Origin of the sequence: Ectopseudomonas composti, from assembly GCF_900115475.1 — a bacterium.
GTDB lineage: Bacteria > Pseudomonadota > Gammaproteobacteria > Pseudomonadales > Pseudomonadaceae > Aquipseudomonas > Aquipseudomonas composti.
Map to the genome: position 1 here is coordinate 112,551 of NZ_FOWP01000008.1, position 17,893 is coordinate 130,443.

At 64.1% G+C, this 17,893-nt stretch carries 15 protein-coding genes; 2 read left to right on the forward strand and 13 right to left on the reverse strand.

Annotation, left to right across the window (positions count from 1 at the left end; genetic code table 11):
- Window positions 1-18 precede the first annotated feature (18 nt).
- From hutU to hutI, 4 genes are all read right to left on the reverse strand, one after another.
- On the reverse strand, window positions 19-1,680 hold the full coding sequence (hutU, locus tag BM059_RS15865; protein ID WP_074939898.1) for a urocanate hydratase: 1,662 nt from the start codon (window positions 1,678-1,680) through the stop codon (window positions 19-21).
- A gap of 38 nt (window positions 1,681-1,718) precedes the next feature.
- Complete coding sequence (locus BM059_RS15870) at window positions 1,719-3,044, reverse strand: YjiH family protein (protein WP_037003534.1); 1,326 nt, start codon at window positions 3,042-3,044, stop codon at window positions 1,719-1,721.
- 83 nt (window positions 3,045-3,127) lie between these two features.
- Entirely contained in the window at window positions 3,128-4,063 is a 936-nt protein-coding gene (gene hutG / locus BM059_RS15875) for a formimidoylglutamase (RefSeq protein ID WP_037003535.1), read from the reverse strand.
- Window positions 4,053-5,270 (reverse strand): imidazolonepropionase, encoded by a 1,218-nt coding sequence (gene hutI / locus BM059_RS15880; RefSeq protein ID WP_074939900.1) that lies wholly within the window; start codon window positions 5,268-5,270, stop codon window positions 4,053-4,055. The genes hutG and hutI overlap by 11 nt, the downstream gene beginning before the upstream one ends.
- A 216-nt stretch (window positions 5,271-5,486) precedes the next feature.
- Between hutI and BM059_RS15885 the strand changes: the two genes are divergently transcribed.
- The gene (locus BM059_RS15885) at window positions 5,487-6,077 is read left to right on the forward strand and encodes a HutD/Ves family protein (protein ID WP_074939903.1); all 591 of its coding nucleotides are present in this window, start codon (window positions 5,487-5,489) and stop codon (window positions 6,075-6,077) included.
- Window positions 6,078-6,344: 267 nt separating this feature from the next.
- Window positions 6,345-7,649, forward strand: a complete 1,305-nt coding sequence (locus BM059_RS15890; protein ID WP_074939906.1) for an OprD family porin — start codon at window positions 6,345-6,347, stop codon at window positions 7,647-7,649.
- A 59-nt stretch (window positions 7,650-7,708) separates the two neighbouring features.
- Here the strand turns inward: BM059_RS15890 and BM059_RS15895 are convergent, their stop codons facing one another.
- From BM059_RS15895 to bioF, 9 genes are all read right to left on the reverse strand, one after another.
- Window positions 7,709-9,487, reverse strand: coding sequence for an acyl-CoA dehydrogenase C-terminal domain-containing protein (locus BM059_RS15895; RefSeq protein WP_074939909.1), 1,779 nt, complete (start codon window positions 9,485-9,487; stop codon window positions 7,709-7,711).
- A 173-nt stretch (window positions 9,488-9,660) separates the two neighbouring features.
- On the reverse strand, window positions 9,661-10,980 hold the full coding sequence (locus tag BM059_RS15900) for a GGDEF domain-containing protein (RefSeq protein ID WP_220131918.1): 1,320 nt from the start codon (window positions 10,978-10,980) through the stop codon (window positions 9,661-9,663).
- Window positions 10,981-11,242: 262 nt separating this feature from the next.
- The gene (locus tag BM059_RS15905; protein ID WP_074939911.1) at window positions 11,243-13,048 is read right to left on the reverse strand and encodes a phenylacyl-CoA dehydrogenase; all 1,806 of its coding nucleotides are present in this window, start codon (window positions 13,046-13,048) and stop codon (window positions 11,243-11,245) included.
- 169 nt (window positions 13,049-13,217) lie between these two features.
- Window positions 13,218-13,955: a putative metalloprotease CJM1_0395 family protein gene (locus BM059_RS15910; RefSeq protein ID WP_074939913.1), complete on the reverse strand. Its 738-nt coding sequence runs from the start codon at window positions 13,953-13,955 to the stop codon at window positions 13,218-13,220.
- A gap of 53 nt (window positions 13,956-14,008) precedes the next feature.
- A complete protein-coding gene (locus BM059_RS15915) occupies window positions 14,009-14,308 on the reverse strand; it encodes a hypothetical protein (RefSeq protein ID WP_037003002.1) in 300 nt (99 codons plus the stop codon).
- 99 nt (window positions 14,309-14,407) lie between these two features.
- Entirely contained in the window at window positions 14,408-15,094 is a 687-nt protein-coding gene (bioD, locus tag BM059_RS15920; protein ID WP_074939915.1) for a dethiobiotin synthase, read from the reverse strand.
- A 63-nt stretch (window positions 15,095-15,157) separates the two neighbouring features.
- Window positions 15,158-16,000 (reverse strand): malonyl-ACP O-methyltransferase BioC, encoded by an 843-nt coding sequence (gene bioC / locus BM059_RS15925; protein WP_074939918.1) that lies wholly within the window; start codon window positions 15,998-16,000, stop codon window positions 15,158-15,160.
- On the reverse strand, window positions 15,993-16,715 hold the full coding sequence (locus BM059_RS15930) for an alpha/beta fold hydrolase (protein WP_074939920.1): 723 nt from the start codon (window positions 16,713-16,715) through the stop codon (window positions 15,993-15,995). The genes bioC and BM059_RS15930 overlap by 8 nt, the downstream gene beginning before the upstream one ends.
- The gene (gene bioF, locus BM059_RS15935; RefSeq protein WP_074939922.1) at window positions 16,708-17,877 is read right to left on the reverse strand and encodes an 8-amino-7-oxononanoate synthase; all 1,170 of its coding nucleotides are present in this window, start codon (window positions 17,875-17,877) and stop codon (window positions 16,708-16,710) included. The genes BM059_RS15930 and bioF overlap by 8 nt, the downstream gene beginning before the upstream one ends.
- Between the last annotated feature and the right edge of the window lie 16 nt (window positions 17,878-17,893).

A 17,893-nucleotide genomic window follows, 5' to 3' on the forward strand; every position in this document is an offset into this window, starting at 1 on the left:
GCCGGCGTCGAACTTGCCTTAACCGATCATCGGCAGGTTCAGGCCCTGCTCCTTGGCGCAATCGATGGCGATCTGGTAACCGGCATCGGCATGACGCATCACGCCGGTGCCCGGGTCGTTGGTCAGCACGCGGGCAATGCGCGCGGCAGCTTCGTCGGTGCCATCACATACGATGACCATACCCGAATGCTGGGAGAAGCCCATGCCCACACCGCCGCCGTGGTGCAGCGACACCCAGGTCGCACCGCTGGCGGTGTTGAGCAGGGCGTTGAGCAGCGGCCAGTCGGACACAGCGTCGGAGCCGTCCTGCATGGCCTCGGTTTCGCGGTTGGGGCTGGATACCGAGCCGCTGTCAAGGTGGTCGCGGCCGATGACGATGGGCGCACTCAGCTCACCCGAACGCACCATCTCATTGAAGGCCAGGCCGAGCTTGGCGCGCTGGCCCAGGCCGACCCAGCAGATACGCGCCGGCAGGCCCTGGAAGGCGATGCGCTCGCGGGCCATGTCCAGCCAGCGGTGCAGGTGGGCGTCGTCCGGGATCAGCTCCTTGACCTTGGCGTCGGTCTTGTAAATGTCTTCGGGGTTGCCGGACAGCGCCGCCCAGCGGAACGGGCCGATGCCACGGCAGAACAGCGGACGGATATAGGCCGGGACGAAACCGGGGAAGTCGAAGGCATTGCTCACGCCTTCTTCCTTGGCCATCTGGCGGATGTTGTTGCCGTAGTCGAAGGTCGGCACGCCCATCTTCTGGAAGTCGAGCATGGCCTGTACATGCACAGCCATGGACTGCTTGGCAGCCTTGACCACGCCAGCCGGGTCGGTGGCTGCACGATCCTTGTATTCGGCCCAGCTCCAGCCGATCGGCAGGTAGCCGTTGAGCGGATCGTGGGCGCTGGTCTGGTCGGTGACCATATCCGGGCGCACGCCACGACGTACCAATTCCGGCAGGATCTCGGCAGCGTTGCCCAGCAGGGCGACGGAGATGGCCTTGCCTTCGGCGCAGTATTTGGCGATGCGCGCTAGGGCGTCGTCCAGATCGGTGGCCTGCTCGTCGACGTAACGGCTGCGCAGGCGGAAGTCGATGCTGCTCTGCTGGCATTCGATGTTCAGCGAGCAGGCGCCGGCCAGGGTGGCGGCCAGCGGCTGGGCGCCGCCCATGCCACCCAGGCCTGCGGTCAGCACCCAACGGCCCTTGAGGTTGCCGGCGTAGTGCTGGCGACCGGCTTCGACGAAGGTTTCATAGGTGCCCTGGACGATGCCCTGGCTGCCGATGTAGATCCAGCTGCCGGCGGTCATCTGGCCGTACATGGCCAGGCCCTTGGCATCCAGCTCGTTGAAGTGTTCCCAGCTCGCCCAATGCGGCACCAGGTTGGAGTTGGCGATCAGCACGCGCGGGGCGTTGCTGTGGGTCTTGAACACGCCGACCGGCTTGCCGGACTGCACCAGCAGGGTCTCGTCGTCATTCAGATTGGTCAGGCTCTCGACGATCTTGTCGTAGCACTCCCAGTTGCGCGCGGCGCGGCCGATGCCGCCATACACCACCAGCTCCTTGGGGTTCTCGGCCACGTCCGGGTCGAGGTTGTTCATCAGCATGCGCAGCGGCGCTTCGGTCAGCCAGCTCTTGGCGGTGAGCGTGGTGCCGCGCGGGGCGCGGATTTCGGTGTCGCGGAACTTGGTCATGTTGCGGGCTCCTGTGGGAACGGGTCAGTGGTGGGCGGTCAGAGCCAACCCAGAAATTGGGCGAGGTAAGCCAGGGGAATGGCGAACAGCAGGCTGAGCAGGGTGCGCTGCAGCCAGATCAGCAGCAGGTGGCCCAGGCTCAGCGGAATCCGCGTGGCCAGCACGCAGGGAATCGAGGCCGAGAGAAACAGCACGCTGCTGACCGAGACGATGGCGGTGACGAACTTCACCAGCACGTCGGCGTCCTTGAGCAGCATCGCCGGCAGGAACATCTCGGCCAGGCCGGCGGAGATGGCGCGGGCTACCTGCATGGGCTCGTCCAGACCGAACAGCCAGGTCAGCGGGTAGAGCAACACGCCGAGGGCGTCGAACAGCGGCGTGTACTTGGCAGCGAGTAAGCCGAGCAGGCCGACGGCGAGAATGCTCGGCAGGATCGCTGCGGTCATACGCAGGCCATCGACGAAGGTTTCACGCAGTGCCGACCACAGCGACGGCGCATTGCTGGCCTGCTCCATCCCGGCGCGCCAGGCACTGCCCAGGCGGCTTTCGCCGGGTTGCAGTTGCGCCTCAGGCGTGGACTCGGACGGCAGCCGTGACAGCGGATAGATGCGCGCGCTGATCGCGGTGACGGCGAAGGTCACCGCCATGGCGCCCCAGAAATACAGGTTCCACTGCCCCATCAGGCCCAGGGTCTTGGCGATGATCACCATGAACGGCGCCGACACAGTGGAGAAGCCAGTGGCGATGATCGCCGCCTCGCGCACGCTGTAATGGCCCTGCTGGTACATGCGGTCGGTGATCAACAGGCCCACCGAGTAGCTGCCGACGAAGGACGCCACGGCGTCGATGGCCGATTTGCCCGGCGTGCGCCAGATCGGCCGCATTACCGGCTGCATCAGCACGCCGATCAGCTCCAGCAGGCCGAAGCCAATCAGGAACACCAGGGCCAGCGAACCCAGCGGCACGATCAGCGCCAGGCTGAGCACCAGCTTCTCGAACAGGAACGGCAGCATGTCCGGCTGATACAGCGCCTGTGGGCCGAGCTGCAGCAGGTAGGCGGCGCCGATCAGCAGGCCGAACACCTTGAGCACGCTGAATACGCTATGGGTCAGGCTGCGCCGCCAGCTGCCGTCGAGCCAGGGCGCCAGCGCGCCATAGAGCATGAACAGCAGCGCCACGCCGATCACCAGTGGCCGCGCATGCAGTTGCAGGGCGCTGGCAGCGTGATCGAGGAGGATGGTCGAGCGCCCGGCGATCTCGAACGGCACGAAGAACAGCAGCAGGCCGATCAGGCTGTAACCCAGCAAACGCGCCAGGGCGCGCGGGCGCGACACGCCGGCGCTCAGCGGCAGGGACTCAGACATGACGCGGCTCCTGGCCGCTGCGGCGAACGGTGGTGAACATCGGGGTTTCCTCGTAATTGTTGTTGTGCGAGAAGGTGTCGGGCTCAGAGGCTGAGCAGATGGATCAGCCGCGCTGCCACCTTGGCGGTGCGGTTGTCGATGTCGTGCTCGGGGTTGAGCTCGGCCAGGTCGGCCAGGCGCAGCTTGCCGCTGGCCTTGAGCCGTTCGAGCAGCGGTTCGAGCAATTCCAGGCGCACGCCACGGGCGGCCGGCGCGCTGACGCCCGGTGCTTCGCAGGCCGGCAGCACGTCGATATCGATGGTCAGGTAGAGCGCGTCGCACTCGGCGGCGAAGGCGTCCAGCTCGGCGCCGATGGCATCGAGGGTCGACTCGCGAATCTCATGATCCTCGCGCACCAGCACGTTCAGCTCGGCGGCGCGGGCGAACAGTGCGCGCGTGTTGCTGGCGCGGCTGACGCCAAGGCAGGCGTAGCGGAACGGCCAGCCGCGTGCAGCGCACTGCTCGGCGATCTGCGCGAAGGGCGTGCCGGAAGAATGCACATGGGCCGGGTCGCGCAGATCAAAATGGGCATCGAAGTTGACGATGCCAATCCGTGGCGTGGGATTGCCGGAGAGATGCTCGGCCAGCCCGGACCAGCTACCGAAGGCCACTTCATGACCGCCGCCGATCACCAGCGGCAGATGGCCGGCATCCAGCAGCGCGCAGACGTTGCGACCGAGGCGGGCCTGCGCCGCTTCCAGGTCGCCATCCTCGCAGGTGACATCACCGGCATCGTAGGCCGGTGCCTGACGGTGCCAGGCCAGGTTGGCCAGCGCCTTGCGCACGCTTTGCGGCGCAGCGGCGGCGCCGACGCGGCCATGGTTGCGGCGCACGCCCTCATCGCAGGCGAAACCGAGCAGGGCCAAGCCCGGCTGGCTGTCTTCAGTGAGTGAACGGATGCGCTGGTGCCAACGCGCGCTGTCGGTTTCCGGGTCGGTACGACCGCTCCAGGCGGCCATCGAGTGACGATCAGCGAGCATAGGTAATGGCTCCATTGAACACGCGCTGACGCAGGCGCCCGGCCTGCACCGCGTAGGCCAGTTCGGCCGGTTGCTGGATATCCCACAGGCACAGATCCGCCGGCGCACCGACGGCAATGCGGCCCAACTCGGGCAGCCCGAGCGCGCGGGCGCCATGGGCGGTCATGCCAGCCAGGGCTTCGCGCGGAGTGAGGCGGAACAGGGTGCAGGCCAGGTTGGCCATCAGCGTCGGCATGCAGATCGGCGAGGTGCCGGGGTTGGCGTCGCTGGCCACGGCCATCGGCACACCGTACTGGCGCAACAGCTCGATGGGCGGCAGCTGGGTTTCGCGCAGTACGTGGAACGCGCCAGGCAGCAACACGGCCACGGTGCCCGCCTCAGACATGGCGCGCACACCGGCTTCATCCAGGTATTCAATATGGTCGGCGGACAGCGCGCCGTAACGCGCGGCCAGGGCACTGCCGCCGAGGTTGGACAGCTGCTCGGCATGGGCCTTGATCGCCAGACCATGGGCCTGGGCTGCCTGGTAGATGCGCTCGCACTGCGCCGGGGAAAAACCGATGCCCTCGCAGAACACGTCCACCGCATCGGCCAGCCCTTCACGAGCAGCGGCCGGAATCATCTCGTCGCAGACCAGGCTCACGTAGTCGTCGGCGCGGCCGGCATATTCCGGCGGCAGGGCATGGGCACCGAGCAGCGTGGTGAGTACCCGCACCGGACGCAGTTCGCCGAGGCGACGGGCCACGCGCAGCATCTTCAGTTCGCCGGCAACGGTCAGGCCATAGCCGGACTTGATCTCCACCGTGGTCACGCCATCGGCCAGCAACGCATCGAGGCGCGGCAGGCTGGCGGCGATCAGCTCATCCTCGCTGGCTGCGCGGGTGGCGCGCACACTGCTGAGGATGCCGCCACCGGCGCGGGCGATCTCCTCGTAGCTGACGCCCTCCAGGCGCTGCTCGAATTCAGCGGCGCGGTCACCGGCATAGACCAGGTGGGTGTGGCAGTCGACCAGGCCTGGCGTCATCACGCCGCCACGCCCAGCTTCCACTGCGCCCTGAGCCTGTGCCTCAGCGAAACTGCGCGACGGCCACAGACCGGCAATGCGGCCATCTTCGACCAGCACGGTCATTGCCTCGTCCAGTTGCGCCAGGCCATCGAAGACCTGCACATCGCGCCAGAGCTGTTTCGAGGTGGAATGCATCGGCATGGGATTCTCCCCGCTTATTTTGTATATACAATATGAGTGGATCGATTCGGCGTCAAGCCAGCGCCATGCACCTGAAAGTCTGGCCACAGGCCTGCACCATTCAGTCAAAGTGCGCTGAATAGAGGGCTATAAGCTCCTATCCAGAGGCTTCAGCACCTGCGTTGCGCACAGGACCGTTCGTCGCCCAATCATTTTGTATATACATTTGGAGCAATCATGCCCTGCACCCTGCTCGACCCCGCCATGATCCGTGCGATGCCCTGGAAGAATGGCGGCGGCTCCACACTGGAACTGGCCATCGCGCCAAAGGGCGCCAGCCTCGACGATTTCGCCTGGCGCATCAGCAGTGCGCAGGTCGCGCTGGATGGTGCCTTCTCCAGCTTCCCAGGCATCGACCGCAGCCTGGCCGTGCTCGCCGGAAACGGCGTGTACCTGCAACGCGGAGACGGACAGCGCGAAACGCTGCTCAGCGGTGGCGCCATAGCGGTGTTCGGCGGTGAAGAGGCGATCAGCGCCCAGTTGCTGGACGGTCCGATCACCGACCTCAACCTGATGACCCGGCGCGGCGCCTGGAGCCATGAACTGCGCCTGGTGAGACTGCAGGGCGAGCAGGCGTTGGAGAACGATGCAGAGATTTTGCTGCTGTGGAATGCTGCGCCTGAAGCCCTGCACTATCGACTGCCAGAGGGCGGTCGGCAGATGCTGGCAGCGCACAGCGGTGCTTTGCTGGAGAACGAGCAGGGACGCATCGAGCTTGGCAGTGATCAACCATCGCTACTCTACGTTGGCCGGCTCTACAAAAGCTGAGCACTGACTCAGCGGATGCCAAAAGCGACCTTCACCCGATGCCCATGCGCCATCACGTCGGTATCTGACCACTGACCGTCGCTCTCGCCCCTTGCCTGCCCCCTCAGCTCCGTACCCTCCCCCGGGTTCGCCGCATGCGAACTCTGGGGGATTCGCTGCTTCACGGCCAGCACATCGGCCCTTCCAACAATCTCGCCTGACCAAGGGAGGACGCGACACCCCTTTCTCTGCCGCCAACGATGTCTAACAACATACGGAGAGCAAGCCATGTCACTTCGCAGAAAAACACTACTGGCCCTGGCCATCAGCACCGCAACGGGGGCACCGCTGGTGTTGGCCGATCAGGCCGAAAGCCAAGGCTTCATCGAAGACAGCCACCTGAAGTTCATGACCCGCAACATCTACTGGAACCACGACCGCCATAGCGGCGCTGATGATCGACGCGAATGGGGCCAGGGCTTTCGTCTCGACTACACGTCCGGCTACACCCAGGGTACTGTTGGTTTCGGTGTCGACCTGAGCGCTTATTCGGCGATCAAGCTCGATGGGGGTCGTGGCTACTCCGGGCAGGCGGGTGTACTGGTGCCAGAGGGTGACAGCACCCAGGACGTCGCAGGCTCTGCTGGTGCCTCGGTGAAGATGCGCCTGTCCAACACCGAACTGCGTTATGGCAACAACCTGCGCCCCTACAACCCGGTTTTCGCGCCGGCCGACGCGCGTCTGGTGCCGGGCACCGCTACCGGTTTCTGGCTGACCAGTTCGGAATGGACAGGGCTGGACCTCGAAGCCGGACACATGACCGCTGCCAAGGACTTCAACAGCACCAACAGCGACGATGACTTCTACGCCTCCTATGCCGGCGTCAGCACGGATACGGTGGACTTCGTCGGCGGCAATTACGCCATCACCGACAATCTCAGCGTCAGCCTCTATGGCTCGGAGTACAAGGACATCTGGCGCCAGTACTACGCCAACACCAACTACACCTACTCGCTGAGCGACGATCAGAGCCTGAACTTCGACTTCAACATCTATCGCTCGAACGATGAAGGCCGCAAGCTGGCCGGCGACATCGGCGTCACCGCCTGGTCGTTCGCCGCCGCCTACACCGTCGGCGCGCACACCTTCAAGGTTACCCACCAGCGCATCAATGGCGACCAGCCGTTCGACTACCTGGGCATGGGCCCTGGCACCTTCCACGACTCCATCTACCTGGCCAACTCCTCGCAGCTGGTCGACTTCAACGGCCCGAACGAACGCTCATGGGGTCTGTTCTACGACCTCAACATGGCCAGCTACGGCGTGCCCGGCCTGACCTTCCACGCGCGTTACATTCGCGGTACCGATGTCGATGGCAGCAAGATGGATCCGAGCAGCCCCTACGCCTACTACGCCGACAGCGAAGACCACTGGGAGCGTGATCTCGCCGTGGGCTATGTGGTGCAGAGCGGCCCGGCCAAGGATCTGTCCTTCAAGCTGCGTCAGGCCACCCACCGTATCGGTAATGGCAAGTCCGACGTGTCCTCCGATCAGGTTCGCCTGATCATCGAGTTCCCATACGAGATTTTCTGACCCTGTAAATGCACAAGCCCCGGCACTCGGACCGGGGCTTGTGTACGCACCACACTGAATCAGAACTGTGCAGCATCCAGCAGGTACAGCGATTCGCTGCCCGCCTTGACCGACGCACTCAGCGAGTGGATGCGCGGCAACAGGCGAGCGAAGTAGAAGCGCGCGGTGCCCAGCTTGCTGGCGTAGAACTCGTCCTGCCCTTCCTTGCCCAGTGCGGCTCGTGCCATCAACGCCCACATGTAGGCATAGGCGGTGTAGCCGAACACATGCAGGTACTCGACCGAAGCAGCACCGATTTCGTTGGGGTTACCCTTGGCACGGTCCAGCACCCAGGCGGTCAGCTCATCGAGGTTCTGCACGGCAGCCGCCAGCGGCTTGGTGAACTCGTCGAGATTGGCATCGGCCGAAGCGACGAAGGCGTTGATCTCGTCAGCCAGGTGCTTGTAGAAGCTGCCGCCGCTGCCGACGATCTTGCGCCCCATCAGGTCCAGCGACTGGATGCCGTTGGTGCCTTCGTAGATCTGGGTGATGCGGCAGTCGCGTACCAGCTGCTCCTGGCCCCACTCGCGGATGAAGCCGTGGCCGCCAAAGATCTGCTGGCCGTGCACGGTGGTTTCCAGCGCCATGTCGGTGAGGAAAGCCTTGGCCACCGGCGTCAGCAGGGCGACCAGTTCGTCGGCACGCTTGGCGGTGTCCTTGTCCTCGCTGTACTTGGCGGTGTCGAGCTGCATGGCGACGTAGCTGGAGAAGGCGCGACCGCCCTCGTTCAGCGCTTTCATGGTCAGCAGCATGCGGCGCACGTCCGGGTGCACGATGATCGGGTCAGCGGCTTTGTCCTTGGCCACCGGGCCGGTCGGCGCGCGGCTCTGGATACGCTCGCGGGCATATTCGACGGCACTCTGGTAGCTGCGCTCGCCCAGGGCCAGGCCCTGGATGCCAACGCCCAAACGCTCGTAGTTCATCATGGTGAACATGGCGTTGAGGCCCTTGTTCACTTCACCGACCAGGTAACCGATGGCGCCGTCGAAGTTCATCACGCATGTGGCCGAGGCCTTGATGCCCATCTTGTGCTCGATGGAGCCGCAGCCCAGCGCGTTGTGCTCACCCAGTGAACCGTCGGCATTGACCATCACTTTCGGCACGATGAACAGCGAGATGCCTTTCGGGCCAGCCGGTGCGTCCGGCAGCTTGGCCAGCACCAGGTGAATGATGTTCTCGGTCAGGTCGTGCTCGCCGCCGGTGATGAAGATCTTGGTGCCGCTGATCTTGTAGCTGCCGTCAGCCTGAGGTTCGGCCTTGGTGCGGATGATGCCCAGGTCGGTGCCGGCATGCGGCTCGGTCAGGCACATGGAACCGGCCCAGACGCCGGCGTACATGTTCGGCAGGTACTGCGCCTTCAGCTCTTCGCTGGCGTGGTTGAGGATCGACAGGCAGGCACCGGCGGTGAGCATCGGGTACAGGCCGAAGGACAGGTTGGCCGAGTTGACCATCTCCTCGACCTGGGCGCCGATCACCTTGGGCATGCCCATGCCGCCGAACTCCGGCGAACCGCCAACACCGACCCAGCCACCCTCGGCGTAAGTCTGGTAGGCCTCGGGAAAACCGGCCGGGGTTTTCACCGCGCCGTTGTCCCAGGAGCAGCCTTCTTCATCACCGCTGCGGTTCAGCGGGGCGATGCTGCCCGCAGTGACCTTGCCAGCTTCTTCCAGGATGGCACTGGCGGTATCGGCATCGACCACCTCGGCCAGGGCCGGTAGCTCGGCCCAGAGCTTGGAGACTTCGAATACTTCATTGAGCACGAAGCGCATGTCGCGCAGGGGGGCTTTGTAATCGGCCATGGCACATCCTCGAAAACGGACTTACGTGAGAGGACCGAGTTTACTTGAACAACTTTATAGACACATAGGGTCGTGTTGTGACCATTGATTCACAAAAAGTCAGCAACTATTTGATGTGAAAACCCTCTGCCGCACGGCTGGAAAGCGCTTACGACCATTGGTCTGCCAGGGTCTCATTCGCCCCCTGGAGCCAGTTTGACGGCACCTCGTCGATGTGTAGCGCTGCGTATGCAATTACGCCCGGCAGCCTTGGCACTGTAGAGCGCCTTGTCTGCTTCCTTGATCACTTCCTGCGGGGTGCGCTGCTCAGCCTGACGTTCAGCTACGCCCATGCTCACGGTCACCGACACCTCACTGGCACTCTTGCCAGCGCGGCGCTGCTTGCCTTCGCGGTTATCACGAGGCCGACTCTGCGAGTCGCGCAACTGCATGCGGTACTGCTCGATGGCCAGGCGCACGGCCTCCAGATGCGGCACACACTGCTCCACGTTCTTGCCGGGGAACAGTAAGGTGAATTCCTCACCACCATAGCGGTAGGCCTTGCCGCCACCACCGACCTTGCGCATCTGGCTGGCGACCAGGCGCAACACCTGATCACCGACATCGTGGCCGTGGGTGTCGTTGAATTTCTTGAAGTGGTCGACGTCGACCATGGCGATCACATAATCACGCCCCAGGCGCTGCAGGCGCTCGTTGAGCGCGCGCCGCCCCGGCAGCCCGGTGAGCTCGTCACGAAAGGCCATCTGGTAGGCCTCGTGCGCCACCGCGGCAACCAGCATGAGCATCACCATGCTGATCATCACCTGCAGTGCATTGGCCAGGATGAACACCTGCGGCAACATCCACAGCAAGCCGAACAGCCCCACCAGTTGCGCGGCATGCAATGGCCGTGGCCGACGCAGGTATTGCACCAGCAGGGCAATGAAGGCGATCAGGAACATCAGGTACACCAGCTGCGCAAGATTCATCCAGGCAGCATGCAGCGACGGCCAGTGAATCTGCGCCAGCCACTCGGCGATACCCTGCGGATAGCGTCGCGCCAGGCCGAACGCTACGGCACTGACGGCCAGCAACACCAGGGCACGGGCAAAGATGTCCTGCAGCAGATGCGAACGCTCCTCCCAGCAGCCGTAGAGGGCATAGAGCAAGGGCAGCAACAGGCAGATCAGATGGAAGACCAGCGCGGCGTCATCGCGAACCTGGCCGCTGTCGCGAAAATGGTCGACCTGAACATCCAGTAGGAAGTAGCCGACATACAACGCCAGCAGCAGAAACACCTCCCGCTGACGGCCATAGACCAGACAGAACGCACCACCGAGCAGCAACAGCAGGGTCGGCAAGACATTGAACAGGGAGATGAAGAACTCGCTCAGCACCGGCAAGCGTGCAGCCACCACCCCGCCGACCAGCAAAGGCAACGACGAGTAGAAGTGACTGAGGCGCAGATTGGCCGGACGGATCACGCTGGCATCCTGTGCGAGAGATGCAGGCATTCTGCCTGCTTCGACTCCTGAAAACAGCGACAGGATGCGACATTCGCTTCAGTGCACGGCGCAAAAACGACAACGCCGCCCTAGAGGGCGGCGTTGCGGTTCAACCGAATAAAGATAGCTTAGAGCCTGTTTACGATCTCGCGAGCTAGAGCCATGCAAGGCAAAAACAGGCGAGGACGCGGAGTTTACGAGCTGTAAATGAGCAGTCCGAGCCTGTTTTTAACGCAGCAGGGCCGACGCGCAGCAGATCATAAACAGGGTCTCAGAAGCCGAGCGCGAAATGCTCTTCATCCATCTCCATCAGGTTGCTGGCACCGGACAGCATGGTTTCGACATGCGTACGGGTACGCGGCAGGATGCGCGCGAAGTAGAAGCGAGCGGTCTGCAGCTTGGCTTTGTAGAAAGCCTCGTCGCCAGTACCGGCAGCCAGCTTCTCGGCAGCCAGACGCGCCATGTCAGCCCAGAAGTAAGCCAGGCAGGCGTAGCCGGAGTACATCAGGTAGTCCACCGAAGCGGCACCGACTTCCTCGCGATCTTTCATCGCGGCCATGCCGATCTTCATGGTGATGTCGCCCCACTCTTTGTTCAGCTTGACCAGCGGCTCGACGAATTCCTTGACGGCGTCGTTGCCTTCGTTGGCCTGGCAGAACTTGTGCACGATCTTGGTGAAGTTCTTCAGAGCGCCGCCCTGAGTCATCAGCACCTTGCGGCCCAGCAGGTCGAGCGCCTGAACGCCGGTGGTGCCCTCGTACATCATCGAGATACGGCAGTCACGCAGGTTCTGCTCCATGCCCCACTCGCTGATGAAGCCGTGGCCACCGTAGATCTGCATGCCGTGGGAAGCGGACTCGAAGCCCACTTCGGTCATGAAGGCCTTGGCGATCGGGGTCAGGAAAGCCAGCAGTTCATCAGCGGCTTTCTTCTCTTCTTCGTCCTGGCTGTGCTGAACGATGTCCACCTGCTTGGCGGTGAAGTAGACCATGGCGCGGTTGCCTTCGGCGAACGCCTTCATGGTCAGCAGCATGCGGCGTACGTCCGGATGCACGATGATCGGGTCAGCGGCTTTGTCCGGCGCTTTCGGGCCAGTCAGCGAACGCATCTGCAGGCGCTCACGGGCGTACTTGATGCCACCCTGGAAGCCGACTTCGGCGTGGGCCAGGCCTTGCAGCGCGGTACCCAGACGAGCGGTGTTCATGAAGGTGAACATGCAGTTCAGGCCTTTGTTGGCCGGGCCGATCAGGAAGCCAGTAGCACCGTCGAAGTTCATCACGCAGGTGGCGTTACCGTGGATGCCCATCTTGTGCTCGATCGAGCCACAGGAAACGGCATTGCGCTCGCCTACGCCGCCTTCGGCATTGGGCATGAACTTCGGCACGATAAACAGCGAGATACCCTTGGTGCCAGCCGGGGCATCGGGCAGGCGGGCCAGAACGATATGGACGATGTTGTCGGCCATGTCGTGCTCACCAGCGGAAATGAAGATCTTGGTACCGGAGACCTTGTAGCTGCCGTCGGCTTGCGGTTCAGCCTTGGTGCGCAGCATGCCCAGGTCGGTGCCGCAATGCGGCTCGGTCAGGCACATGGTGCCGGTCCACTCGCCGGAAACCAGCTTGGTCAGGTAGGTGTGTTTCTGATCGTCGGTGCCGTGAGCGCTCAGGGTGTTCATCGCGCCGTGGGAGAGGCCTGGGTACATGCCCCAGGACCAGTTGGCCGAACCGACCATCTCGCTGACGGCCAGGCCGAGCGATTCCGGCAGGCCTTGGCCGCCGTGCTCGACGTCATGAGCCAAGCTCGGCCAGCCGCCTTCGACGAACTGCTGATAAGCCTCTTTGAAGCCGGTCGGCGTCTTCACGCCGGATTCGCTCCAGGTGCAGCCTTCGGTGTCACCCACACGGTTCAGCGGAGCCAGAACCTGCTCGCAGAACTTGGCGCCTTCTTCGAGGATGGCGTCGACCATGTCCGGAGTGGCGTCCTGGCAGCCAGGCAGGCTCTGGTAGTGCGCTTCATAACCCAGCAGTTCGTCGCGAACGAAACGAATGTCACGCAAGGGGGCCTTGTAGTCAGGCATAACGGTAAACCTCTGCGGTGGATTCCTAGTAGTTGGGGTGACCGTCTTGGCGGTCGCTCTCGGGATGAGTCCCGGCTGCCTGGCCACGTGGCTGCGGCCGAAGCAATCAAACAGGCGTTTGAAACATACGTTTACGCCATCCCCTTGTCAAGCGCTGCCAATCGGCCGGCTACGCGACCAGATCGATGCGGGGCTCCGGCGCAGGCAATTCGCCCAGGCGCCGATACAGATCAAGATTAGGCGCTGGCGGCAAAGCCTGCTGCGACTGCTCGGCCGACGACTCATCGGCGGGTCGAGCCGTATCATCCGCCTTGCCCTCCGCGTCGGTAGCGGTGGCCTCATCACGCCGCAACTCGGCCAGTTCGACACGAGCCTGCGCCGCTTGCGCCTGGGCCAGAGCAGCTACGCGCAAGTCCTGCGGGGAAGGTTCGATGGGCGCGAGTGCCGCACGCAGGACGATCTCCATCTTGCGCAGCGTCGCTTCGGGATCGTTGGGGACAGGGGCGGTATCGATGCCGACTTCACCGGAAACGGCATAACGCTGCCCATCGGGGCCGCGTTTGAAACTGTAGGTCGGCGCCCCTGCGTATTGCCCACCAACGGCAGCATGCGCCTGTTCGTGGGTGCGTACTTCACGATCACGCTGCACGAGGTCGGCGATTTCCAGCTGCTGCTGGCGCTGCTCCTGAGGGCTTGGTTCGGGCTTGCCTGCGCCGGGCGATGAGCGGGCGTCGCGATCCGCTTCCTCTCGACCAGAGGCTGCGGAATCGGCCTGCTGCTCCTGCGGCGCCGCGACAGGTGCCTGGTCGGCACGGGCGATATCAGGGGAAACATCGGACGACAGCGGTCTTGCCGAACTGACGGACGGCGCGGGAGTGAAAGGTGGCAGGCTGCTGCCGATCTGCATGAGCGCCCTCCCGCCCCGCTGCTGGCCGCATCCTCGCGGCGGGGTGAAACGACTTAAGCGCGGGTATCGATCAGGGTGCCCAGCACCTCGTCGGCGGTGTCGACGACACGTGCGTTGGCGCGCACTTCGTTTTCACCGACACGCAGCGCCACGAGGCTTTCGGTCAGGTCGGGGCGGTTGCGCTCGGACACCTGCGAACTCGGGTTGACCTGATTCTGCGGCGGGGTCTGATTAGCCTGCTGCGCAGGATTGATGGTGTTGCTGGCGATATCACCGGCCGCCTGCTCGACACGGCGTTGCCCGGCCTGAATACCGTTCAAACCCGAATTGAATGCGTTGGCGGAAATTTCCATCGGCAGCCCCCAGGGGGAAGTAGAAACTTGATACCTGTATTGAAGCAGAGATCGGCTAAAAAACGTACAGACAAAAGGCTATGGTCGTTTTGCTGTTTATTACCAGTCAGCCAGCAACTCGAGATTCAGATGCTCCGACACCGCTGCTGGCGTCGCTTTGCCCAGGTGCGGCACACGCCCCAGGCAGGGTGCTGGCAGCCGTTCACTGAGGGTGGCGAGATTCTCTTCCAGGCGTGAGGTCTTCGGTTCGACGATATTGGCCACCCAGCCGGCCAGCTTCAGCCCGTCACGTTCGATCGCCTCTGCACTGAGCAGTGCGTGATTGATGCACCCCAGACGTACACCCACCACCAGAATCACCGGAATGCCCAACGCAATGGCCAGGTCCGACAGGTTTTCCTCGCCGCCCAGCGGTACGCGCCAGCCGCCTGCGCCCTCCACCAGCGAGAAATCCGCGCCCTTGGCCAGGATCGCCCGCACCGGTTGCAGCAGGCTGGCGACATCCAGCTTGATAGCCACTTCGCGGGCCGCCAGGTGCGGGGCAATGGCCGGCTCGAAGGCCAGCGGGTTGACCTCTTCATAGCGCAGCGGCAACGAACACTGGGCGAGCAAGGCCAGCGCGTCGTCGTTGCGCAACCCGTCGGCAGTGCGCATGCAGCCGGAAGCGACCGGTTTGGCCGCCGCAGTGCTCAGGCCCTGTAGACGTGCTGCATGGAGCAGTCCAGCGGCGATAGTCGTTTTGCCGATTTCGGTGTCCGTGCCGGTGACGAAGTAGGCTTGAGTCATCTGATCTTCCCGTAGCAGCGAGCTCTGCTCGCGAAGCGTGTTGGCGAGCGAGGCTCGTTCATATCAAGGCTTCTGCAGCACGCCGTACACCACCTGATAGGTTACCGGCAGCCCTTGTGGCTGGCGAAAGTGCTCGTAGGCCTCTATCAGCGCACGAATGCGTGAGCGCCCGGTCAGCCCACCCGGACGCCCCGGGTTGAGGTTGTGCGCCCCGAGGTCCTTCAGCGAAGAGGTCAGGCTGCGCAGATCAGGAAAATGCAGGACTTGCGCTTCACGCTGGAGCGCCAGCACCTGCAAGCCACTGGCCGCGCACATGTGTTGATAGTCCTCGAAATGGCGGAAGCGATTGACGTGGACCAGACCGTCGACCGCCAGCCAGCTGTCACGCAGTTCCTGCAACGTGCCCACGCACAGGCTGGAGAACGCCAGCACGCCACCGGGACGCAACACCCGCTGCGCTTCGCTCAGCACGCGCGGGAAATCAGCACACCATTGCAGTGCCAGGCTGGAGAACAACAGCTCCACGCTGGCATCCTGCAGCGGCAGGGCTTCGGCATCGCCAGCGATGAAATATGCAGCACCGCCCTGGAGGCGAGCGTGGCGCAGCATGCCTTCGGCGATATCCACTGCCAGCCCTTCGCCCTGCGCATAACGCTGAGCCAGAGCGCGGGTGAAATGGCCCGTGCCGCATCCCAGGTCCAGCCAGCGACGCGGCTGTAGCGAGACAGGCAAATGCGCCAGCAGCTGGCTGCCGACGTTGCGTTGCAGCTCGGCTACCGAGTCGTAGCTCGCGGCCGCGCGAGAAAACGACGCGGCGACCTGACGTTTGTCCGGCAGCGCCGCATCACCGTAGGGTGCACCGTGCGCACCAGGGAACGCATGAAGCGCCCCACGTAGCTCAGACATCGCTGGCCTCGCGAATGAAATCGAGCATCAAGGTCGCCAGGACATCCGCCTGTTCGCGCACGAAGGCGTGGCCACAGTCTTCCAGCACATCCACCTGACCCGCCGGCAGCAGCGCCAGCAGCGCGTCGCCAGCCGCTGCCGGCACCAGCGCATCCTGCTCGGCCAGCAGGTGCAATTGCGGCCCGTCGAACGCGGCCAGCGCCGCGCAATTGTCCAGGCTCGCCAGCAGCCGCAGCCCGCCCAGCAGAGCAGGTTCGTCGCTGGCCGCCAGATTGCTTTGCAAGCGTCGTGACAGGCCGCGCGCATCGGCGCTGCCCTGGGCACAGAGCATGGCGAAGCGTTTGAGGGTAGCGCCGGCGTTCTCCTGGCAGCCCTCATAAAAAGCGCCATAGGTCTGCGCCGGCATGGCCGTCGGCCAGGTATCGCTGGCGACGAAACAAGCATTGCTGGCCAAGGTGATCAGGCCACGGCAGCGCTCGCCACGCCGCGCAGCCAGGGCGGCGGCCAGCATGCCGCCCAGTGACCAGCCGGCCAGCCAACAGCCATGCGGCAGGCGCGTATCCAGCTCGTCGAGCCAGTCGGCAGCGGCCGCACTGCTCAGTCGCGGCAGTGCCGGTACCTGCACCTGCATGTCACTGCGCAGGGCCTCAGCCAGCGGTTGCAGCACGGCACCGTCCAGGCCCCAGCCCGGTAGCAGGATCAACGTCTCACGCATCGTTCTGTACCTGCGGCCAGCACTCGGCCAGCGCCTCGAGCAACAGTTCGAGCTGTGCATCGTTGTGCGCGGCTGACAGCGTCACGCGCAAGCGGGCACCACCTGCCGGCACGGTCGGTGGACGAATGGCGCCGACCAACAGGCCGCGATCCTTGAGCAATGCCGACAGCTTGAGCGCACGCGTGCTGTCGCCCACCAGGATCGGCTGAATAGGAGTAGGACTGTCCATCAGGCTCAGGCCGATCTCGGCGGCGCCCTGACGAAAGCGGGTGATCAGTCGCTGCAGATGTTCGCGACGCCAGCTTTCGCTGCGCAGCAGCTCCAGACTCTTCAACGTGGCACAGGCCACGGCGGGCGGCTGGCTGGTGGTATAGATGTAGGGCCGGGCGAACTGGATCAGCGTCTCGATCAGTTCCTCGCTGCCGGCGACGAAGGCACCGGCTGTACCAAAGGCCTTGCCCAGCGTACCGACCAGCACCTGCACATCATCCTGGCCCAGGCCGAAATGCTCGACAATGCCGCCACCGTTAGCGCCCAGCGGGCCGAAGCCGTGAGCATCATCGACCATCACCCAGGCCTGGCTCGCCCGCGCTTCGGCACACAGTGCCGGCAGGTCGGCCAGGTCGCCGTCCATGCTGAACACACCGTCGGTGACCACCAGGCAGTTGCCCGTCGCCTTGCGCAAGCGGTTGGCCAGGCTCACCGCATCGTTGTGCAGGTAACGGGAAAAGCGCGCGCCACAGAGCAGCCCGGCATCGAGTAGCGAGGCGTGGTTGAGGCGATCCTGCAGCACGCTGTCGCCCTGCCCGAGCAAGGCGGTGACGACCGCCAGGTTGGCCATATAGCCGGTGGAGAACAGCAGCGAACGCGGCCTGCCGGTGAACGCGGCCAGGGCCTCCTCCAGCTCGTGATGCGGGGTGCTGTGGCCAATCACCAGATGCGAGGCGCCGCCACCCACGCCCCATTTCTCCGCGCCCTGCTGCATGGCGCGAATCACCTCGGGGTGGTTGGCCAGGCCGAGATAGTCGTTGGAACAGAAGGCCAACAGCTCCTGGTCATCCGCGCGCACCTGCGGCCCCTGCGGGGTCTGCAACAGCGGGCGCTGGCGGAACAGATCGGCGGCCTGGCGTTCGGTCAGGCGAGCGGAGAGATCGAAACTCATGCACGTTTCCCGTAGG